This window comes from Vibrio sp. ER1A, assembly GCF_000733315.1.
In the GTDB taxonomy this organism is placed as follows: domain Bacteria; phylum Pseudomonadota; class Gammaproteobacteria; order Enterobacterales; family Vibrionaceae; genus Vibrio; species Vibrio mediterranei.
This window is the reverse complement of record NZ_JPJA01000097.1, coordinates 2,282-20,795: the sequence shown is the minus strand read 5'-3', so window position 1 is coordinate 20,795 and position 18,514 is coordinate 2,282. Positions and strand designations below refer to the sequence as shown.

Below are 18,514 nucleotides of genomic sequence, written 5' to 3'. Positions count from 1 at the left end.
ATCCTAGCTATCGAGAATGGGAGTTTTGTTATCTGGCGACTCGGCTTAAGATGGCTTGCCATTCAGATTCAGTAACGGGCATCACAGAAAGTCGGTTGCCTCTTTTCACCAAAGGCATCTCCATTAACTCCGGCATAGTTTTCAGTACGCTCAACGGCAACACGCGCTTAAACTTTTCGCCAAATTCAATGTCTACCATTAGCCAGCGAGGATTTTCGGGATCAGACTTCGCATCGTAATAATCGCTTTCAATATCAAACTGAAAATGATCGACATAAGCCTCTTTGGTGATCGTCGCTAAACCAGCTACACCAATTTGCTTACATGAAGAGTGGTAGATCAATACCGAATCACCCACCTTCATCTCATCACGAATCATGTTTCGAGCTTGATAGTTGCGAACGCCCTCCCAACAGGCTGTACCTTTGACACGTAATGTATCAATCGAAAATTCGTCTGGCTCTGTTTTAAATAACCAATATGCCATAATGGTCCTTGTATCTGTTTTTCTTGTAATTTTGACTGACTAAGGAAGAGATTAATGAAAATGTCGCGTTTACCGCTCGCATTTGCTCCACTCATATTGCTTCAAGCGTGTTCTTCTTTCAACACTACTGATTCAAACAAGGACAGTCAGGTTCCTCAAGCTGAACTGTCTCGTCCAGAAACTATCACACCGCAAACCTATGTGATGCGTGGCCAAGCGGTTATTGGTCACGAGACTCGCACTATTCAGCCGTGTGGTAGCCAACATCAATATTGGCTTCAATTACCGAAAGAAGTGCGAGAACAAGCAGAAAAACTCACACAAAGGCCCTACCAACCAGTTTATGCTGAAGTCATCGGTTATTTAGAACCGCCGAGTCATCGTGGTTTTGATTCTGATTACACAGGTCGTTTTGTCGTGAAACAAGTCAATATGATCACCGCAGAAAACCCAAAACGCTGCAAGCAGCCACTTCGTTCCACGCAAGTGTTAGGGAACGAACCATTTTGGTCACTAAAGTTTGATAATGCGCAGCAAGCCAGCTTCACCTTATTAGGTGAAAATAAGCAAACCCTAAAGCTGAAAGACACCGCCATTACTCAAACCACACGTCGTTATGAATTTGATAATGCTAATCTGCAAATGAGCAGTAAGCCGTGTAGCGATACCATGAGTGACACCATCTATGGATGGAGTGCGGCGCTCACCATGGGTGAACAGGCAAGACAAGGCTGTGGCACCTTATCGAACAGTGACAACACCCTCAAATGGACGGGCGAGTATCTTGCGCAATCCACAGAGACCGCCGGTTTTACAGTCTCTATGACGCTGCTTCCTGATCATACAGCCATTACCCGCTATGAATACCCAGACAACTCACCCGCAACGGAAGAGCGTGGATTTTGGCAGCAACTCAACAACCAACAGGTTCAAGTCATCATGACTCGCCACCAACAGCAGTACCTTGTGTCACAGCGAATTTTCACCCTGTCAGATAACCAGTTAACAGCAACTCAAGAAAAAGTTGGTGATGTACTCTATCCGATCGCTAATGGCGGCTTGGTGTTGTTCAAGAGTAATTAACCATGACGCAAGTGTGCACAACTTGTGGTTTTATCCACAATTGCTACTGTGAAGCGATCCCGACGATCGCTTCAGATCTTTGTTTTACCCTACTAACTCATCCTAATGAGTTTCAGCGAGAAACTAATACCGGCAAACTTGTTGCGCGGGTAATCAAACAGGTCAATATCCGCGAATGGCAACGTAAGCAGCCTGACCCATACTGCCTGCCTGAAAGCAGTGTATTAACGCCAGTCTTGGTGTTTCCTGATCAAGACAGCATGCCACTAACACAGTGGCAAACACAGCATCCCTCAGCAAGTAATTTCATCGTACTGGACGGTACGTGGCAAGAAGCGAAGAAAATGTTGAATCGCAGCCAGTGGCTACAAAACTTACCTAAAGTTCATCTTGAAGCGACGCAAAGCTCTCAATATCAACTAAGACGTAATCAGGAAGCGGGTAATCTGTGCACGTTTGAAGTGTGTGCACAAATGGTCAGAGAGCTAGAAAGCAGTGATGAAGCCAACGCAATGCTGACGTTCTTTGAACAGTATTTGCAGTGGTTTCAAGCAGAGCGTAGTGGGCACGCTCTGCCTAGTTGTTCTCAATAAAGCACGTTATAACTTAAGCTCAAGTAACTGTTGGATATGATTAATTTCAATATCTGGCAGTTGCTTGAGACGCACCGTCTGCCTTGGCGATTTTGCTTTGTCGTTAAACCAGCAAGCACTGAAGCCATTACGTATCGCTCCAGCAACATCAGTGATCACATGATCTCCAACATGCAGGATATGACGACGTGGCATGGCTAGGTGTTGTGCCGCTTTATCAAACATATCGGGGTAAGGCTTAGCTCGTCCATCGGGACCCGCTTTAAGGATCAGATCGAAGTACCGACTGAGCCCTATCTTCTCCACGTCTACATTACCATTGGTGATAGCTACTAGTGGGATCTGTTTACTCAACGCCGACAGCACGTCATGTGTTTCATGTGGAACATCGAAATCGCTACGCCAAATCAATACCTTTTCTATCAGCGTTTGTGCAGCCTTGGTTGCTTTTAGATCATCGTAACCCAAATGCTCCAAACCCTGTTTAATCTGCTGATATCGCCATTGGGTCACGTCGTGTTTTAACGCAGGATCCGCTTTAACCAATGCCATCTTAAACTCATGCCACTGCTTTTTATCCCAACGCTGACTAATTGGGTGCTGTTGATATAACCATTGTGCCGCTTGCTGTTCTACGCGGATTATCACCGGGAAATTATCGTAAAGCGTATCATCAAGATCGAAGGTCATGGCCTGAATAGGGGTAAAGCTACGATAAAAGCGCATTTACTCGTCCTCTTTCTTTTTGGGCGTACCATTCTTATGGGCACGAGGGTGTGCCTGATCATAAGCTTGAGCCAAATGTTGAAAGTCGAGGTGAGTATAAATCTGAGTGGTCGAGATATTTTCGTGGCCAAGCAGCTCTTGCACTGCTCTCAGGTTATTACTCGACTCGAGCATGTGCGTAGCAAATGAGTGACGCAGTTTATGTGGACTAACATGGCTAGCAAGAGACTGCTTCTGCCCCCATTCCGCCATACGCTTTTGCACACTACGATGAGAGATCCGGGTACCAAGCTTAGACACAAATAACGCTACCTCACCCGGTTTTGCTAGTTCTCCACGAACTTTGAGCCATTTCTTCGCCCACTCAGTGGCGTAGCCTGAAAATGGCACCTTACGTTCTTTGTTACCCTTACCAATAACGCGAAGCTCGCCGCTGGATAAGTTCAGATGTTTAACGTCAATGCTGACCATTTCTGCCAAACGCAGTCCAGCACCGTACATCATTTCCATCATGGCGCGATCACGTACCGCCAGTGGATCATCTTCATCAACCTCAAGCAGTTGGTTCACTTCATCAACATCGAGGTTTTTCGGCAATGGACGTTGCTTACGCGGTGCACTGACACCCTTCGCTGGGTTTGCTGTGAGCTCGCCACGTAAAATCAGAAAATCAAAGAAGCTTCGCAGCGATGAAAGCCTCGTGGCGATGCTGCTAGCTTTCATACCCTCACGCATGCCTTTACCCGCAAGCTGCCTTACCCAGCCTGCATCGACTTGCGTCCACGCACCAATACCCATTTCATGCAAGTGCATGCCCATGGTTTCTAACTGTTGACGGTAGTTACGTTGCGTGTGGAGACTTAACCCTTTCTCACTACGAAGGTACTCGTAGAAACGCTCTAGCGGCTTTTGCAACCCGCTAGGCAGTACTTGGTCTGACATCGTCTTCCTCTTGCGCCTGCCACTCTAAACTTTCACAAAGATAGGAGACCACCAGCGCTAAGTGTCTTAAAAATAAGGTATCCATCTCCGGCTGAAAATGACCGCCATCCTCGCTGGAAAAAATCAATAAACCTTGGGCGAATTGACGCTTTAATGGCAATACTACATACGAACCGAGTTCAGGAACTTTTCCGTTGGCAATCTGCTGCTCCTCAGTAAACAGCATGGTTCTATCGGCTTGACGAAGACGACCTAGATAAGCGTCTTTTCCATTGAGATGATTGGTAGTAAAACGCTGCCAACTTTCCATAGAAAGCGGGTCGGCACTTTGTTCATCAATTAGCTTCAAGTACCCATTAAGGTTAAGCCCTTGAGCCGTTTGCTTAATCGCATTTACAACACTTTGCAGATCTCGGCATTTGAGTAGATTCTCTTGCAGTGACATAAACTCATAAAAGGTTTTGTCATTGCGAGCGGCCAGAGACATCAAGGCAGTAATTTCTTCTTCCAGCGCTTCAATACGTTCGCGCTGTCGTTGTAATTGGATACCTACGAGAGAAACAGCACCTTGCTGTTGGTGCGGTAGGGAAAGGGATTCAACTAGCGACTCTCTACCCTTAAAAAAATCTGGATGATCAGAAAGATATTGTGCTACCACTTCTGCTGTAAGGTGGTTCGCTTCAAACTCAGACAAAATGTTTCCCTTTATTCCCTGTCAGTAGATAAAAATGGCGGGCCTATTTCTAGGACCCGCCATTAGTATATACCCAAGTGACCTCAAGGTGCATTGACTAGCAAGAAATCTGCCCATCAAACACGTGAGTTGCAGGCCCCGTCATAGTTAACGGGTGGCCTTCGCCTTTCCAGCTAATCTTTAAGTCGCCACCCGGCAAGTGCACTGTGACATTCTCATCCAATAACCCTTGGACAATACCAATTGCGACGGCACCACAAGCGCCACTACCGCAAGCCTGAGTTTCTCCCGCCCCACGCTCGTACACACGAAGGTTCACTTCATGGCGGCTCAGCACCTGCATGAATCCTGCGTTAACGCGTTCAGGGAAACGTTCATGCGACTCAAGCAATGGACCGAGTCTATCAACGTCAGCTTCTTCAGTGCTATCGACCACCGTTACGACATGTGGATTACCCATACTCACCGCACCACAGAACAGCGTATGCTCCCCAGCACGTAAGATATAGGTTTTCTCTTTTTGCTTCGCTTTGAAAGGAATCTTGTTTGGCTCAAACTCAGGTTGTCCCATGTTCACAGTCACTAAGTCGTTCTCTTCCAACTTCAAGACCATTTTGCCTTTCTTGGTGCTAACACTCACGCTGTACTTATTGGTCAAACCCTTCATCTGCACGAAACGCGCAAAGCAACGCGCACCATTTCCACACTGCTCAACTTCACTGCCATCGGCATTAAAAATGCGATAGTGGAAGTCAGTTTCTGGATCATACGGCGCTTCAACAATCAAAAGCTGATCGAAACCCACACCAGTATGCCTATCCGCCAAGCGACGAATGAGATCGGGTGAGAAAAATACGTTCTGGGTAATACAATCAACAACCATAAAGTCGTTACCCAAACCGTGCATTTTAGAAAAGTGGAAATGCATAGTGGTTCTATTACTCCGGTAAGATGCTTTCTAATTCCCAAAGACTTTGCAGAGATTCGCGCTGACGCACGACATACGCCTTATCTCCATCGACAATGATTTCTGCAACACGTGGACGCGTGTTGTAGTTCGAAGACATAACGAAGCCATAAGCACCTGCTGAGCGAACGGCGAGTAAGTCGTTTTGCTCTAAGACCAAAGAACGATCTTTACCGATAAAGTCACCCGTTTCGCAAATAGGGCCAACGAGGTCGTACGTTATCGCTTCACCCTCTCGTGGTGAAACCGGAATAATGTCTTGCCACGCTTGATACAATGCAGGTCGCATCAAGTCATTCATCGCCGCATCAACAATCGCAAAGTTCTTATGTTCGGTATGTTTTAGGAACTCAACTTTGGTCAACAGCACACCAGCATTCGCCGCAATAGCGCGACCTGGTTCGAAGATAAGCTCAAGCTCTGGGTGATTCTCTAATCGAGCTAATAGCGCTTTCGCATAATCTGAAGGCTGTGGCGGTAATTCATCACGATAAACCACACCTAGGCCACCACCAACATCAAGGTGCTTAATATTGACACCATCAGCACGCAACTGGTCAATAAGAGCAAGCAGACGATCTGTCGCATCAATAAACGGTTCAATATCAGTAAGCTGTGAACCGATATGACAATCGATACCATGGACTGCAAGGTTTGGCAGGCTTTGAGCAAACTTGTACACTGCTGGAGCGCGATCAAATGCGATACCAAACTTATTGTCACGCAGACCGGTCGAGATATAAGGGTGCGTGTTAGCATCTACATCCGGGTTAATTCGCAATGAAATCGGCGCAACTACACCCATTTCACCGGCGACTTGATTAAGTCGTTCCAATTCAGGTTCAGATTCAACATTAAAACACTTAATACCTAGCTCTAGAGCGCGGCGCATCTCTTGTGCCGTTTTGCCCACACCAGAGAATACTACTTTGCTTGGCTCACCACCTGCTGCCACGACGCGTTCTAGCTCACCACCAGAAACGATATCAAAGCCAGAACCAAGACGTGCTAGCGTATTTAACACACCTATATTGGAGTTCGCTTTTACCGCATAGCACACGAGATGTGGGTGGTCGCCCACCGATTTATCAAACGCATTCCAGTGACGTTCTAGCGTCGCTCGTGAATAGACGTATAGCGGAGTGCCGTATTGCTCGGCAAGTTGCGTAAGTGACGTTTCCTCGGCCCAAAGCTGGCCATCGTCCTGATAGTTGAAATAATCCAAATCCTGTATCCCTTTACACTGTATCGATGGCGGTGATTATTGAGCTTGCTCATTTGCTGGTGCGTCATCAGCAGGAAGATAAAGTGGTCCAGTTTGGCCACATCCCGCTAATGTCACTACGATGAGCATAAAAAATGCGGTAATCGTCTTTTTCATTTTGCATATCGTGATTATTGAATCAATGCCCCCTATAATCGCACCACGAATTAGAAAAGCAATAGGATTACAAAATGAACGACACGGAATTTCACCAATTAGTCGATGAGCAGATGCAAAACATCGAAGAAGCGATTGATGATTCAGGTGCAGATATCGATTATGAAGTGTCTGGCAATGTCATGACTTTGGAATTTGAAGACCGTAGCCAGATCATCATTAACCGCCAAGAGCCGATGCACGAGATTTGGCTCGCGTCTAAATCCGGTGGATTTCATTTCAAACTGATTGATGGCGCTTGGACCTGTTCAAAAACCAATGTTGAACTTATGGACATGGTCAAAGCCGAGTGTGTGAAACACGCCGGCGAAGACATTGATTGGGTTTAAGCGTTCACCGCTTTAGACGTTTTAGAGTTTGGAGAGCCATCATTACGATAAGGAATGATATAAGGTTCTCCCTCTTCAGGATGAATCAGTTGGTAATACTGCGGTAAGTTGAAGTTAATTAACTTCGATGACATTTCACTATCAACGTTCGACGTGTAGAAGCTGTTTACACTCGCAATCATCTCATCTTTGCTACCACGCATCTGATGATACACTTCTACTTGGTTAGATTCGTCAAGCACGTAGATGTTGAAACCATTATCGGTATCTTCAAAGAAGAACTGAATCAAGCCCTCACTCGCAAAGCCATCCACTACATCGGGTAGTTGGAACTCTTCTTCACGATCCAGCATAAGAAGTGGTGAGCCCTGCAATTTATTGGTCGAGATACTACGATAGAAATCTACTGAGTTTTCCAGTTTTTGTACTGACACGCCGCGACGCTCAAAGAACAAGCCATACATTTGGTTCGCCACTTTAATCGCTTTAAAACGACGACGTTTCTCTTGATCAACAGGTTTTAAGCGTAGCTCAATACACTCTGCAAGTAGTTGATAGACGGTATTACGTAGGACACCACGCAAGTTTTTGCTGTAGCAGAACACATCAACAGACTCAGGTGGTAACGCATCTTGGTGCATCTTACCTAACACTGTTTTTAATGCGTCAAGCATCGCCGTTTCCCCTTCAAAATGAAGAGTACGAACTTCATGCCACGAATTACGGTAAACCAGATCTACCGAACCGATAAGACTTTTTCCTTCCTGTCCAAAACTCAATATATCAACATTTTTCAGGTCGACTTTGGACGTTTTGGCGGACAGTTCAGAGGTTGGGTCATTTTCAAAGTTGATAAACATCGCCAACTGGCTGATTTCACAAGGACTACCAAGCGCTTGCATACTTGGACGACGTTTACGTAATGAGAAAGTATTACGCAGATCACTCACCATCTGATAGAACTTATCGATGTCGATATGCGCTTCACGCACCACAGAGTTGAGGTGAGTCGATTCGGTAATCAAGCCGTTGAAAAACGCCCACGCCACCAACTTACTCAGGTATTCATTATGCTCAAGAGCAGGTTGCCCTAAGATTCGATGCGGAATGAGTGGCTGCTTATAAAGGTACCAGCCGGACTTGTAGCTCTTGCCCTCTTTAACCTCGATAAAGGTCAAATCTGGTTCGTGCAAATCAGGAGAAATCTGGGGATTGAGCAGTGTCACCTTACCAGGCAGAACCTCAAAAGCAGCGTAAAGCTTACGCGCTAGAATACTGATGTCTTGAGGACTGATGGCAGAGGTAATGTCGTTACGACGAGCGAACTGAATCAAATTACGGTAACTGAGCATTAAGGCATCTAGCAATGCATTGTGCACCACCATCACTTGCTCTACCTTCCAGTTACGGCGACTGTCTAGCTCCTGCAATACTTCTTGAGACCACTGCCATTGAGCAGTCATTTCACTTAACGCTTCACGACGCCATGGCACTGAGCCTATACCAGGCTCACGAGATAGCTTCTCATGGGTTTTAAGGTAGAAGCAACGACGCACTAAATCTAGACGAGTCGTATCACCAATACGTTCTAAATAACGCGTCACCTTTTCAAGCATCAGGTAATACGCATCCATCCCATAAAGGTCGGGCGCATCGGCAAAGAAGCGTCGCTTAGTATCGATACTGAGTAACTGAGTATGTGGATATTCCCACGAGTACGCCTCTAACAGAATCGCTTTTAATACCGATTTGTAAGGCGAATCGATACTCTTGTACAGCTGCCATAAGCTTGAGCCAAAGTACTCTTCTGCAGGAATTCGATTGAGTCGACCGAAATCAATCCACTCCTCACAATTGATGTATCCATTTTGGCAAAGCTGCTCGACATAATCTTCGTAGCACTCTTCCATTTCCGGTGGCACGATTTGCCACAACAATCTTTGACCACCTAAGCGCACGGCTGAGCGGTAGAATTCATCCAGCAACAATAAGTGCTGCGATGAACCACAGTTATCACCGGTCATTTCTTCGGAAATATTGCTGCGAAAGCGCTCTTCATCCATTAGGAAGAAGTTTGCTTCAACACCCAAGCCTTTGGCCCAATCGGTGATCAACAAGCACTTATTGCTCAGCTTTTCACGAGCTTCGGTCGGCATATCTGGAGAGATACAAACCCAGATATCCAAATCACTTGATGTACTTTGGCCGATCGACGAAGTACTGCCCATGGTGTAAAGGCCTAGAATATCGTGTTGACGCGGCTCTGGCAGCGGTTGCCCCAAAGCTAATGCAATATCATCAAGGAACTGACGTTGAACGTCATTTGCTTCAAAACCGTAAAGACCACTTGGGCTGTCAGTTTCAAAGAAGCCGGGAATAATAGGATGGTTGAAGTGGAAAAGCGCTGGAATCAGTTGGAAAACACGTTGTCCTTGCATATCCATAAGCGCCAGCGCGCGTTCAATTCGCTGCTGGTTGAGATTATCAAGTCTCTGGATAAGGGTATGAGTGTATGCCTGCAAGGGTGATTCCTAGGTCTAATCTAACTGCTATATTGCGTAGGTTTTAAACAAACAAGCGTTCAAAACGTGATCAATGTATCATTTTTATTATAGGCGGTAAAGCAATACTCGGCACTACAGCCCCTCACAGCACAACATCGAGGATTTGGTTTTGCCTTCCAAATCATAGCGGACAATTCTAACAGTAGTCGCAATAACAAATGCGATTAACCTCACACTATTAACAATATTTGTGACAAGCAAAGTTGTCGTTTAGGAGAGCCTTAGGGAAATCACTAAGCATTTCATAGAGACAGTGTTAGGATTGTGCCTCGACCAAAAACAAAGAAATGCTTACGAGAACGATATGACGCAACCTCAGCCAATCCGAATCGCTACCCGAAAAAGTCCTCTTGCCCTGTGGCAGGCTCATTATGTCAAAGATGCCCTTATTGCGGCGCACCCAGGACTGGAAGTTGAGTTAGTCACTATGGTCACCAAAGGCGATATCATTTTAGATACCCCGTTGGCGAAAGTGGGCGGTAAAGGCTTATTTGTTAAGGAGCTGGAAGTCGCCATGCTTGAAGGGCGCGCCGATCTTGCTGTGCACTCAATGAAAGACGTTCCTGTAGACTTTCCAGAAGGCCTAGGCCTTGTCACCATTTGCGAACGTGAAGACCCTCGTGACGCTTTCGTTTCCAATACTTACACTAACATTAGCGAACTGCCTCAAGGCGCTGTGGTAGGTACTTGTAGTCTTCGCAGACAATGTCAGTTAAAAGAGCAACGCCCTGACTTAGTCATTAAAGAACTTCGAGGTAATGTAGGGACTCGCTTAGGAAAACTTGATAACGGTGAGTATGACGCAATTATCCTTGCTGCCGCAGGCCTGAAACGTCTAGAACTTGAATCACGTATTCGCAGCTTTATCGAACCTGAAGAATCCTTGCCTGCAGTTGGTCAAGGTGCGGTTGGCATTGAGTGTCGCCTTGATGATGAACGATTGATTAAATTACTCGAACCTCTTAATCATGCTAACACGGCTGATCGTGTTCTGTGTGAGCGAGCCATGAACTTAACGTTAGAAGGCGGCTGCCAAGTGCCGATTGGTAGCTACTCACTGATCGATGGCGACGAGATTTGGTTACGAGCTCTTGTCGGTGAACCAGATGGTTCAAAAATCGTTCGTGGTGAAATTCGTGGTAAACGAGCGGATGCGGAAGCCTTAGGCGTACAATTAGCGAATCAACTGCTCGATGATGGCGCAAAAGAAATCCTAGAAAAGCTCTATCAAGAGCACGAGTAATGACTTATGAGAGTATTGGTTACACGCCCTGAAAATCAAGGCGCAGAACTTTGCAATCTCATAGAAAAAATGGGGGGCATTGCCCTCCATCAACCACTTATTGATATTCAGGACAATCTGCAGCTTTGTTTAGATGACGACCAACTGCAACGTTCGGATATCATCATTGCCGTCAGCCAATACGCCGTCTATGCCTTCCATCATATTCTTACTCATCAGCAACTCTCGTTACCTGACTCCTGTATTTATCTAGGGGTTGGTCAAAAAACCGCACATGAATTAAGCAAACTCAGCCAACAAAACGTAAACTATCCGACGGTAAGTGATAGTGAACACCTATTGGCATTACCAGAGTTGGCGAATGTGTCAGGAAAACATGTCATCATTCTTCGAGGCAACGGCGGCCGAGAACTCATTTATGATCAGCTTTGTGCACTTGGTGCAGATGTTCAATACCTAGAAACCTACCAACGCAGATATCTGCCACTAAAAATAGACGCAATAAAACAATGGCGCTCAATGGGTATCGACACTCTGGTCGTTACCAGTGGTGAACAACTTGAGTTTTTATTGTCTCAAGTATCAGAACCAGAATTGAACTGGTTAACACAACAACAGCTATTGGTTCCGAGTGAACGAATTGCTACTTTAGCGATGACAAAGGGATTTAATAACGTTACCAATACCCAAGGTGCATCGAACTCTACAATATTTGCTGCTCTCCAGCGTCTAGAAATAGGACTTAACAATGACCAACAAAAATAAAGACGAGCAAATCCAGTCTGAAGAACAACAAGACGTTAAGGCTTTAGCCCCAGAAGCTGATACATCGAAAGCTGAACAAGAAACTTCTCAACACGAACAAGCTAAACCACCAACGACTGCACCGGAATTCGAAGAAAAACAGGGCAAACGTGGTGTTAAGCTTGGTGCGGTAGCTATTGTTTTAGCAGTTATTTTTGGTGGTGGTCTCAGCTACCAAATGCAAAAGCAGGCCAGCGATTATGAAGCGCGCATCGCCAAGCTTGAGTCACAACTACAAGCGACAACAAGCAATTTAAGCAACGAAATGCAGCAAGTGCAGTCGGACACACTTAAACAAGCAAAAACAGTGACACATAAAGCCGAAGTCGTGTTAGGCCAGCAACAAAAAAGTATTGAAAGCCTGCAACTTGCGGTTGCCGACGTTAAAGGTCGTCGCCCTAATGATTGGCTTCTGGCTGAGGCCGACTATTTGGTTAAACTCGCGGGTCGCAAACTGTTCTTGGAGCACGATGTGGTAAGTGCGACACGTTTGATGGAGAGTGCTGACCAGCGTATCGCTGCACTCAACGATCCAAGCTTAGTGTCTCTGCGCCAGTCAATGGCAAATGACATCACCAAGCTACGTACTGTTCCACTTATTGACCGTGACGGACTCGTACTGCGACTAACTTCGCTACAGCAAGAGGTTGATAAGCTACCTCTTGCCAACGCCATCCTTCCTGATGCACCTGCTGTCGAGAAACGCCAAGTTTCACAAGACATCTACGATTGGCAAAATAACCTGATGACGTCGTTAAAAGACTTCTCAGAAAACTTTATTACTTTCCGTACTCGCGATGGCAATGTAATCCCACTGCTTTCACCTGAGCAGCACTTCTATCTCAAAGAAAACATCAAATCTAAGATAGAAACTGCCATTCGTGCGGTATACAAAGAACAAGGCGAGATCTATAAGATGTCGTTAGAAACCGCAGAGAAATGGTCAGAATCGTTTTTTGATATGGACAACAATAGCGTTAAAGAGTTTAACGCTGCGCTAGGCAAACTGAGCCAACAGAATATTCAAGTTAACTATCCAGTCAAATTGGAAACTCAAGCTCAATTATCCGATGTCATCAATGAACGTCTGCGCCGTGAAGTCACCACCATCATCACGGAGGAGAAATAATGATTCGATTAATCTTTCTCTTCATCGTACTTGGTGCGGGTCTATTTGTTGGTACCCAGTTTTCGGGCCAGCAAGGTTATGTACTGATCTCAATTGCCAATAAAACCATCGAGATGAGCGTTACTACCCTAGTCGTGTTTGTTATTGCAGCTTTGGCGGGACTGTTTCTGCTCGAATACATCATCAAGAAAGTGCTTTACACCAGCGTCACGACATTTAATTACTTCAGCGTTCGTAAAATGCGTCGTTCACGCCGCTATACCAATGAGGGTATCGTTAAGCTGCTAGAAGGTGATTGGAAACTTGCAGAGAAAAAGGTAACACGTTGGGCTAACTATCACGATATGCCGCTTTTATGTTATCTCGTCGCTTCTGAAGCTGCCTTAGGGCAAGGTGACAAAGCGAAGCGTGACCATTATCTAGCGCTGGCCGCTAAACAGGAAAACTCCGATCTTGCCGTTCAGCTAACTAGAGCGAAACAAGCGGTTCGAGAAGAGGAATGGGAAGTTGCGGCGAGTACTTTAGAAACTCTCAAAGCAGAACACCCAAACAACTCCATTGTTTTGAGCTTGCAAAAAACAACCTATCGAGAACTTGGCGAGTGGCAAGCCTTAATTGATTTACTGCCTAAACTCCATAAGGCAAAGCTCATCGATGAACTAGAGCAAAATGAACTGAACGAACGCGCTCAATGTGGATTGCTAGAAGATATTGCTAGTCAGCAAGGCAGTGAAGGTTTAATCAATCATTGGAATAAGTTGCCACGTAAAACACGCCAAAGCACCCACTTAGTGGGCTGTTTTAGTAAACAGCTTATCGCTCGAAAGGCTGATGCAGAAGCGTTTACTGTAATTAAAGAAACGTTGAAAAAACAGGGTCATGATGACTTGTATAAGGTATTACCAGAACTAAACCTTGCAGATACACACCCTGTTGTTGTGCTACTTGAAGATGTTGTTAAAAAGCAACCGGATACACCTGAAGCACAAAGTGCACTAGCGCAATTCTACTTCCGAGAAGAAAAGTGGCCAGAGGCGCAACGTCATTTCGAGCGTGCCCTATCGCTTCGTCCTGATGTTTCTGACTATGCCTATCTAGCTGATACTTTAGAAAAACAGAATTTATCTAAAGCAGCAAGTGAAGTGTCGAGAAAAGCGTTGACACTTATTGAGAGTAAGTAGGCACTATTACTGTTAAAAAAGCTCCTAACGGAGCTTTTTTTATAACTGAAAATCATCTAATGCTTGTTGAGTAAACTTGCTGGTAAATGCATTAATTCTACTATGGTCTGGACTCCAGCCTAGCAAGAAACGTTGATAGTCAGCCCAGGCCAATCCAAATAGTGCGCGCCACTCCTCGCAAACACGGTTAGCATTAATTTCCGGTTTAAAATGTTCTATCGCTGAGTGCAGCTGTATGAAGTAATAGTCAAGGTAACTCGCTACGTTTAAGTCAGCCGTTGAAAAGTCTAATGTCGTGGTAAAGAACAAAGCGACATCTTTAACTCCTACACCACCCCCTACGTATTGAAAATCTACCGCAGATACAGCACTACCTTGTTTATTGAAGCAGAAGTTAGCCAACTTTGCATCCCCATGTACCAGCGTTTGGTATGGACACTCGTTTAACTTTTCATCAATGATGTTCGCAGCTTGTTTAAAGCGTTCATCTTGCATTGCTTGCCATTCGTCAGGACGAGTCGCTAAGTGCCAGTAAGTACCTTGTTTCCAAAGCCCATTCGTATTCGCTCCAAGCCAAAAAGCATGAAACTGAGCAAGCCACTTTAGAACGCTTTTTATCTCCATCTCTGTTGCGGTTTTCACTACTCTAGCGCGCTCTAATAACTTCAGATCCTCAAGAATGAGCTCAAGGTGAGATTGATACTTATGAGCAGAGAAACACTGTGGAGCCCAGCCTGAGGGCATTGTCGATACGAACTCCTGATACCAAGAAAACTCTACTTGATAGGACTGGAGCTTTCTTTGATGTGAAAGTTGAGTATTCCACCCTCTAGGGTGGCTAGCTGGTACTTCATCAGGTAATTGAATCGCTTTGACAATAACACTAGATAAATGGGATTGTGCGAGCTCAAGCCTAACTAAATGCCCATAGCCACTCCATAGAGTCTGAATAAGCTCACAGGAGAAAACCTGAGCCTCATTACCAATAACTTCTCGAAGGGTTGGAGTGACCGTAAAGTCAGATAATATCAAAGTAGACTTCCTAGGTTGGCTGCCATAAAACGGACTCTTACTTTGACAGAGTTAATGATGAAACGAAAGATCAGCGTTTCTCAAGATGTAAAAAAGCCCGCTGATTACTCAGCGGGCTTTTTAATGTGGCGGAGAGATAGGGATTTGAACCCTAGATACGCTATTAACGTATGCCGGTTTTCAAGACCGGTGCTTTCAACCACTCAGCCATCTCTCCACAATATGTAATCGTCCTAAAGTCTTACTTTAATTTGCTTTAGTTCGATGTTGTTCAAAGCCTGGCGATGTCCTACTCTCACATGGGGAAGCCCCACACTACCATCGGCGCTATTGCGTTTCACTTCTGAGTTCGGCATGGGATCAGGTGGGTCCACAACGCTATGGTCGCCAAGCAAATTCTGCTTTTACTTTCAGCTTTTATTAAAAACTGAAGGCAAAAAATCTGGAAAACTGATTTTAAGAGTCTAAATACACATTCAAAGTTCTTGCTTTGAGTCCATCAAAACCCTTTGGGTGTTGTATGGTTAAGCCTCACGGGCAATTAGTACAGGTTAGCTCAACGCCTCTCAACGCTTACACACCCTGCCTATCAACGTTCTAGTCTCGAACAACCCTTTAGGACACTTAAAGCGCCAGGGAAGACTCATCTCAGGGCTCGCTTCCCGCTTAGATGCTTTCAGCGGTTATCGATTCCGAACTTAGCTACCGGGCAATGCGTCTGGCGACACAACCCGAACACCAGAGGTTCGTCCCACCCGGTCCTCTCGTACTAGGAGCAGCCCCCTTCAATCTTCCAACCACCTCTGCAGATAGGGACCGAACTGTCTCACGACGTTCTAAACCCAGCTCGCGTACCACTTTAAATGGCGAACAGCCATACCCTTGGGACCGACTTCAGCCCCAGGATGTGATGAGCCGACATCGAGGTGCCAAACACCGCCGTCGATATGAACTCTTGGGCGGTATCAGCCTGTTATCCCCGGAGTACCTTTTATCCGTTGAGCGATGGCCCTTCCATTCAGAACCACCGGATCACTATGACCTGCTTTCGCACCTGCTCGAATTGTCATTCTCGCAGTCAAGCGGGCTTATGCCATTGCACTAACCTCACGATGTCCAACCGTGATTAGCCCACCTTCGTGCTCCTCCGTTACTCTTTGGGAGGAGACCGCCCCAGTCAAACTACCCACCAGGCACTGTCCTCATTCCCGATTAGGGAACCAAGTTAGAACATCAAACATACAAGGGTGGTATTTCAAGATTGCCTCCACAAACACTGGCGTGCTTGCTTCAAAGGCTCCCACCTATCCTACACATGTAGGCTCAATGTTCAGTGCCAAGCTGTAGTAAAGGTTCACGGGGTCTTTCCGTCTAGCCGCGGGTACACTGCATCTTCACAGCGATTTCAATTTCACTGAGTCTCGGGTGGAGACAGCGTGGCCATCATTACGCCATTCGTGCAGGTCGGAACTTACCCGACAAGGAATTTCGCTACCTTAGGACCGTTATAGTTACGGCCGCCGTTTACCGGGGCTTCGATCAAGAGCTTCGTCCGAAAACTAACCCCATCAATTAACCTTCCGGCACCGGGCAGGCGTCACACCGTATACGTCATCTTGCGATTTTGCACAGTGCTGTGTTTTTAATAAACAGTTGCAGCCACCTGGTATCTGCGACTCTCGGTAGCTCCATCCGCAAGGGACTTCACCACTAAGAGCGTACCTTCTCCCGAAGTTACGGTACCATTTTGCCTAGTTCCTTCACCCGAGTTCTCTCAAGCGCCTTGGTATTCTCTACCCGACCACCTGTGTCGGTTTGGGGTACGATTCCTTACAATCTGAAGCTTAGAGGCTTTTCCTGGAAGCATGGCATCAATGACTTCACTACCGTAGTAGCTCGACATCGTGTCTCAGCCTTAAAAAGGTCCGGATTTACCTAAACCTTAAGCCTACGCACTTGAACCTGGACAACCGTCGCCAGGCCCACCTAGCCTTCTCCGTCCCCCCATCGCAATTGTAAGAAGTACGGGAATATTAACCCGTTTCCCATCGACTACGCCTTTCGGCCTCGCCTTAGGGGTCGACTTACCCTGCCCCGATTAACGTTGGACAGGAACCCTTGGTCTTCCGGCGAGGAGGTTTTTCACCCCCTTTATCGTTACTCATGTCAGCATTCGCACTTCTGATACCTCCAGCAAACCTTACAGTTCACCTTCAACGGCTTACAGAACGCTCCCCTACCCAATGTGTAAACACATTGCCGCAGCTTCGGTGTATAGCTTAGCCCCGTTACATCTTCCGCGCAGGCCGACTCGACTAGTGAGCTATTACGCTTTCTTTAAATGATGGCTGCTTCTAAGCCAACATCCTAGCTGTCTAAGCCTTCCCACATCGTTTCCCACTTAGCTATACTTTGGGACCTTAGCTGGCGGTCTGGGTTGTTTCCCTCTCCACGACGGACGTTAGCACCCGCCGTGTGTCTCCCGGATAGTACTTACTGGTATTCGGAGTTTGCAAAGGGTTGGTAAGTCGGGATGACCCCCTAGCCTTAACAGTGCTCTACCCCCAGTAGTATTCGTCCGAGGCTCTACCTAAATAGATTTCGGGGAGAACCAGCTATCTCCAGGTTTGATTGGCCTTTCACCCCTAGCCACAAGTCATCCGCTAATTTTTCAACATTAGTCGGTTCGGTCCTCCAGTTGATGTTACTCAACCTTCAACCTGCCCATGGCTAGATCACCTGGTTTCGGGTCTATATCCAGAGACTGAACGCCCAGTTAAGACTCGGTTTCCCTACGGCTCCCCTAAACGGTTAACCTTGCCACTGAATATAAGTCGCTGACCCATTATACAAAAGGTACGCAGTCACACCACGAAGGTGCTCCTACTGCTTGTACGTACACGGTTTCAGGTTCTATTTCACTCCCCTCACAGGGGTTCTTTTCGCCTTTCCCTCACGGTACTGGTTCACTATCGGTCAGTCAGTAGTATTTAGCCTTGGAGGATGGTCCCCCCATATTCAGACAGGATATCACGTGTCCCGCCCTACTCGATTTCACTGATTATGATGTGTCGGTTACGGGGCTATCACCCTGTATCGCGAGACTTTCCAGACTCTTCACCTGCATCATTAAAAGCTTAAGGGCTAATCCAATTTCGCTCGCCGCTACTTTCGGAATCTCGGTTGATTTCTCTTCCTCGGGGTACTTAGATGTTTCAGTTCCCCCGGTTCGCCTCGCTGAGCTATGTATTCACTCAGCGATAACTGCTTATGCAGTTGGGTTTCCCCATTCAGGAATC

Annotated in this window: 16 protein-coding genes, 1 tRNA gene, 1 rRNA gene and 2 other annotated features; of the genes, 7 read left to right on the top strand and 11 right to left on the bottom strand. The window is 46.2% G+C overall.

Translation table 11 applies throughout. The annotated features are described in order from the left end of the window. Positions 1-28: 28 nt before the first annotated feature. On the bottom strand, positions 29-487 hold the full coding sequence (locus tag HW45_RS26875; protein ID WP_038231102.1) for an EVE domain-containing protein: 459 nt from the start codon (positions 485-487) through the stop codon (positions 29-31). Between the two features lie 54 nt (positions 488-541). Here HW45_RS26875 and HW45_RS26870 point away from each other — a divergent pair, with 54 nt between their 5' ends. Together HW45_RS26870 and HW45_RS26865 are read left to right on the top strand one after the other, a co-directional pair. Beyond that, positions 542-1,570: a COG3650 family protein gene (locus HW45_RS26870; protein WP_038231101.1), complete on the top strand. Its 1,029-nt coding sequence runs from the start codon at positions 542-544 to the stop codon at positions 1,568-1,570. A gap of 2 nt (positions 1,571-1,572) precedes the next feature. Further along, positions 1,573-2,163, top strand: coding sequence for a tRNA-uridine aminocarboxypropyltransferase (locus HW45_RS26865; protein ID WP_038231099.1), 591 nt, complete (start codon positions 1,573-1,575; stop codon positions 2,161-2,163). A 6-nt stretch (positions 2,164-2,169) separates the two neighbouring features. Here HW45_RS26865 and yigB read toward each other — a convergent pair whose 3' ends face one another. The 6 genes from yigB to lptM all read right to left on the bottom strand — a co-directional run bounded on the left by yigB (position 2,170) and on the right by lptM (position 6,873). Continuing rightward, positions 2,170-2,889, bottom strand: a complete 720-nt coding sequence (gene yigB / locus HW45_RS26860; protein WP_038231097.1) for a 5-amino-6-(5-phospho-D-ribitylamino)uracil phosphatase YigB — start codon at positions 2,887-2,889, stop codon at positions 2,170-2,172. Then, positions 2,890-3,831 (bottom strand): tyrosine recombinase XerC, encoded by a 942-nt coding sequence (gene xerC / locus HW45_RS26855; protein ID WP_006074702.1) that lies wholly within the window; start codon positions 3,829-3,831, stop codon positions 2,890-2,892. Continuing rightward, the gene (locus HW45_RS26850; RefSeq protein WP_038231095.1) at positions 3,809-4,525 is read right to left on the bottom strand and encodes a DUF484 family protein; all 717 of its coding nucleotides are present in this window, start codon (positions 4,523-4,525) and stop codon (positions 3,809-3,811) included. Before HW45_RS26850 ends, xerC begins: the two co-directional genes overlap by 23 nt. Before the next feature lie 97 nt (positions 4,526-4,622). Continuing rightward, positions 4,623-5,453 carry a diaminopimelate epimerase gene (gene dapF, locus HW45_RS26845; RefSeq protein ID WP_038231094.1) on the bottom strand — a complete coding sequence of 277 codons (831 nt, stop codon included), beginning with the start codon at positions 5,451-5,453 and terminating at the stop codon, positions 4,623-4,625. 10 nt (positions 5,454-5,463) lie between these two features. Next, the gene (gene lysA / locus HW45_RS26840) at positions 5,464-6,717 is read right to left on the bottom strand and encodes a diaminopimelate decarboxylase (protein WP_038231093.1); all 1,254 of its coding nucleotides are present in this window, start codon (positions 6,715-6,717) and stop codon (positions 5,464-5,466) included. 36 nt (positions 6,718-6,753) lie between these two features. After that, complete coding sequence (gene lptM / locus HW45_RS30415; protein ID WP_443083049.1) at positions 6,754-6,873, bottom strand: LPS translocon maturation chaperone LptM; 120 nt, start codon at positions 6,871-6,873, stop codon at positions 6,754-6,756. 74 nt (positions 6,874-6,947) lie between these two features. On the opposite strand from lptM, the gene cyaY reads away from it, so the two are divergent. Continuing rightward, positions 6,948-7,262 (top strand): iron donor protein CyaY, encoded by a 315-nt coding sequence (gene cyaY / locus HW45_RS26835; protein WP_006074697.1) that lies wholly within the window; start codon positions 6,948-6,950, stop codon positions 7,260-7,262. Here cyaY and HW45_RS26830 read toward each other — a convergent pair. Then, complete coding sequence (locus HW45_RS26830; RefSeq protein WP_038231092.1) at positions 7,259-9,784, bottom strand: class I adenylate cyclase; 2,526 nt, start codon at positions 9,782-9,784, stop codon at positions 7,259-7,261. The genes cyaY and HW45_RS26830 overlap by 4 nt on opposite strands. A 346-nt stretch (positions 9,785-10,130) precedes the next feature. Between HW45_RS26830 and hemC the strand changes: the two genes are divergently transcribed. From hemC to HW45_RS26810, 4 genes are read left to right on the top strand one after another with little or no spacing between them, the layout of a single operon-like run. Continuing rightward, entirely contained in the window at positions 10,131-11,069 is a 939-nt protein-coding gene (gene hemC, locus HW45_RS26825) for a hydroxymethylbilane synthase (protein WP_038231091.1), read from the top strand. 6 nt (positions 11,070-11,075) lie between these two features. Continuing rightward, complete coding sequence (locus HW45_RS26820) at positions 11,076-11,834, top strand: uroporphyrinogen-III synthase (protein WP_038231090.1); 759 nt, start codon at positions 11,076-11,078, stop codon at positions 11,832-11,834. Further along, positions 11,818-13,002, top strand: a complete 1,185-nt coding sequence (locus HW45_RS26815; protein ID WP_038231089.1) for a uroporphyrinogen-III C-methyltransferase — start codon at positions 11,818-11,820, stop codon at positions 13,000-13,002. Before HW45_RS26820 ends, HW45_RS26815 begins: the two co-directional genes overlap by 17 nt. After that, positions 13,002-14,183 (top strand): heme biosynthesis protein HemY, encoded by a 1,182-nt coding sequence (locus HW45_RS26810; RefSeq protein WP_038231087.1) that lies wholly within the window; start codon positions 13,002-13,004, stop codon positions 14,181-14,183. Before HW45_RS26815 ends, HW45_RS26810 begins: the two co-directional genes overlap by 1 nt. Before the next feature lie 39 nt (positions 14,184-14,222). Here HW45_RS26810 and HW45_RS26805 read toward each other — a convergent pair whose 3' ends face one another. The 3 genes from HW45_RS26805 to rrf form a co-directional block, all read right to left on the bottom strand. Beyond that, a complete protein-coding gene (locus HW45_RS26805; RefSeq protein WP_038231085.1) occupies positions 14,223-15,215 on the bottom strand; it encodes a phosphotransferase in 993 nt (330 codons plus the stop codon). 126 nt (positions 15,216-15,341) lie between these two features. After that, positions 15,342-15,432, bottom strand: a tRNA-Ser gene (locus tag HW45_RS26800). Between the two features lie 59 nt (positions 15,433-15,491). Beyond that, a 5S ribosomal RNA gene (rrf, locus tag HW45_RS26795) occupies positions 15,492-15,607 on the bottom strand. Between the two features lie 141 nt (positions 15,608-15,748). Then, positions 15,749-18,109 (bottom strand) — a sequence feature (most likely nonfunctional fraction of RNA operon). A gap of 93 nt (positions 18,110-18,202) precedes the next feature. Next, positions 18,203-18,514: a sequence feature (23S ribosomal RNA rRNA prediction is too short), on the bottom strand.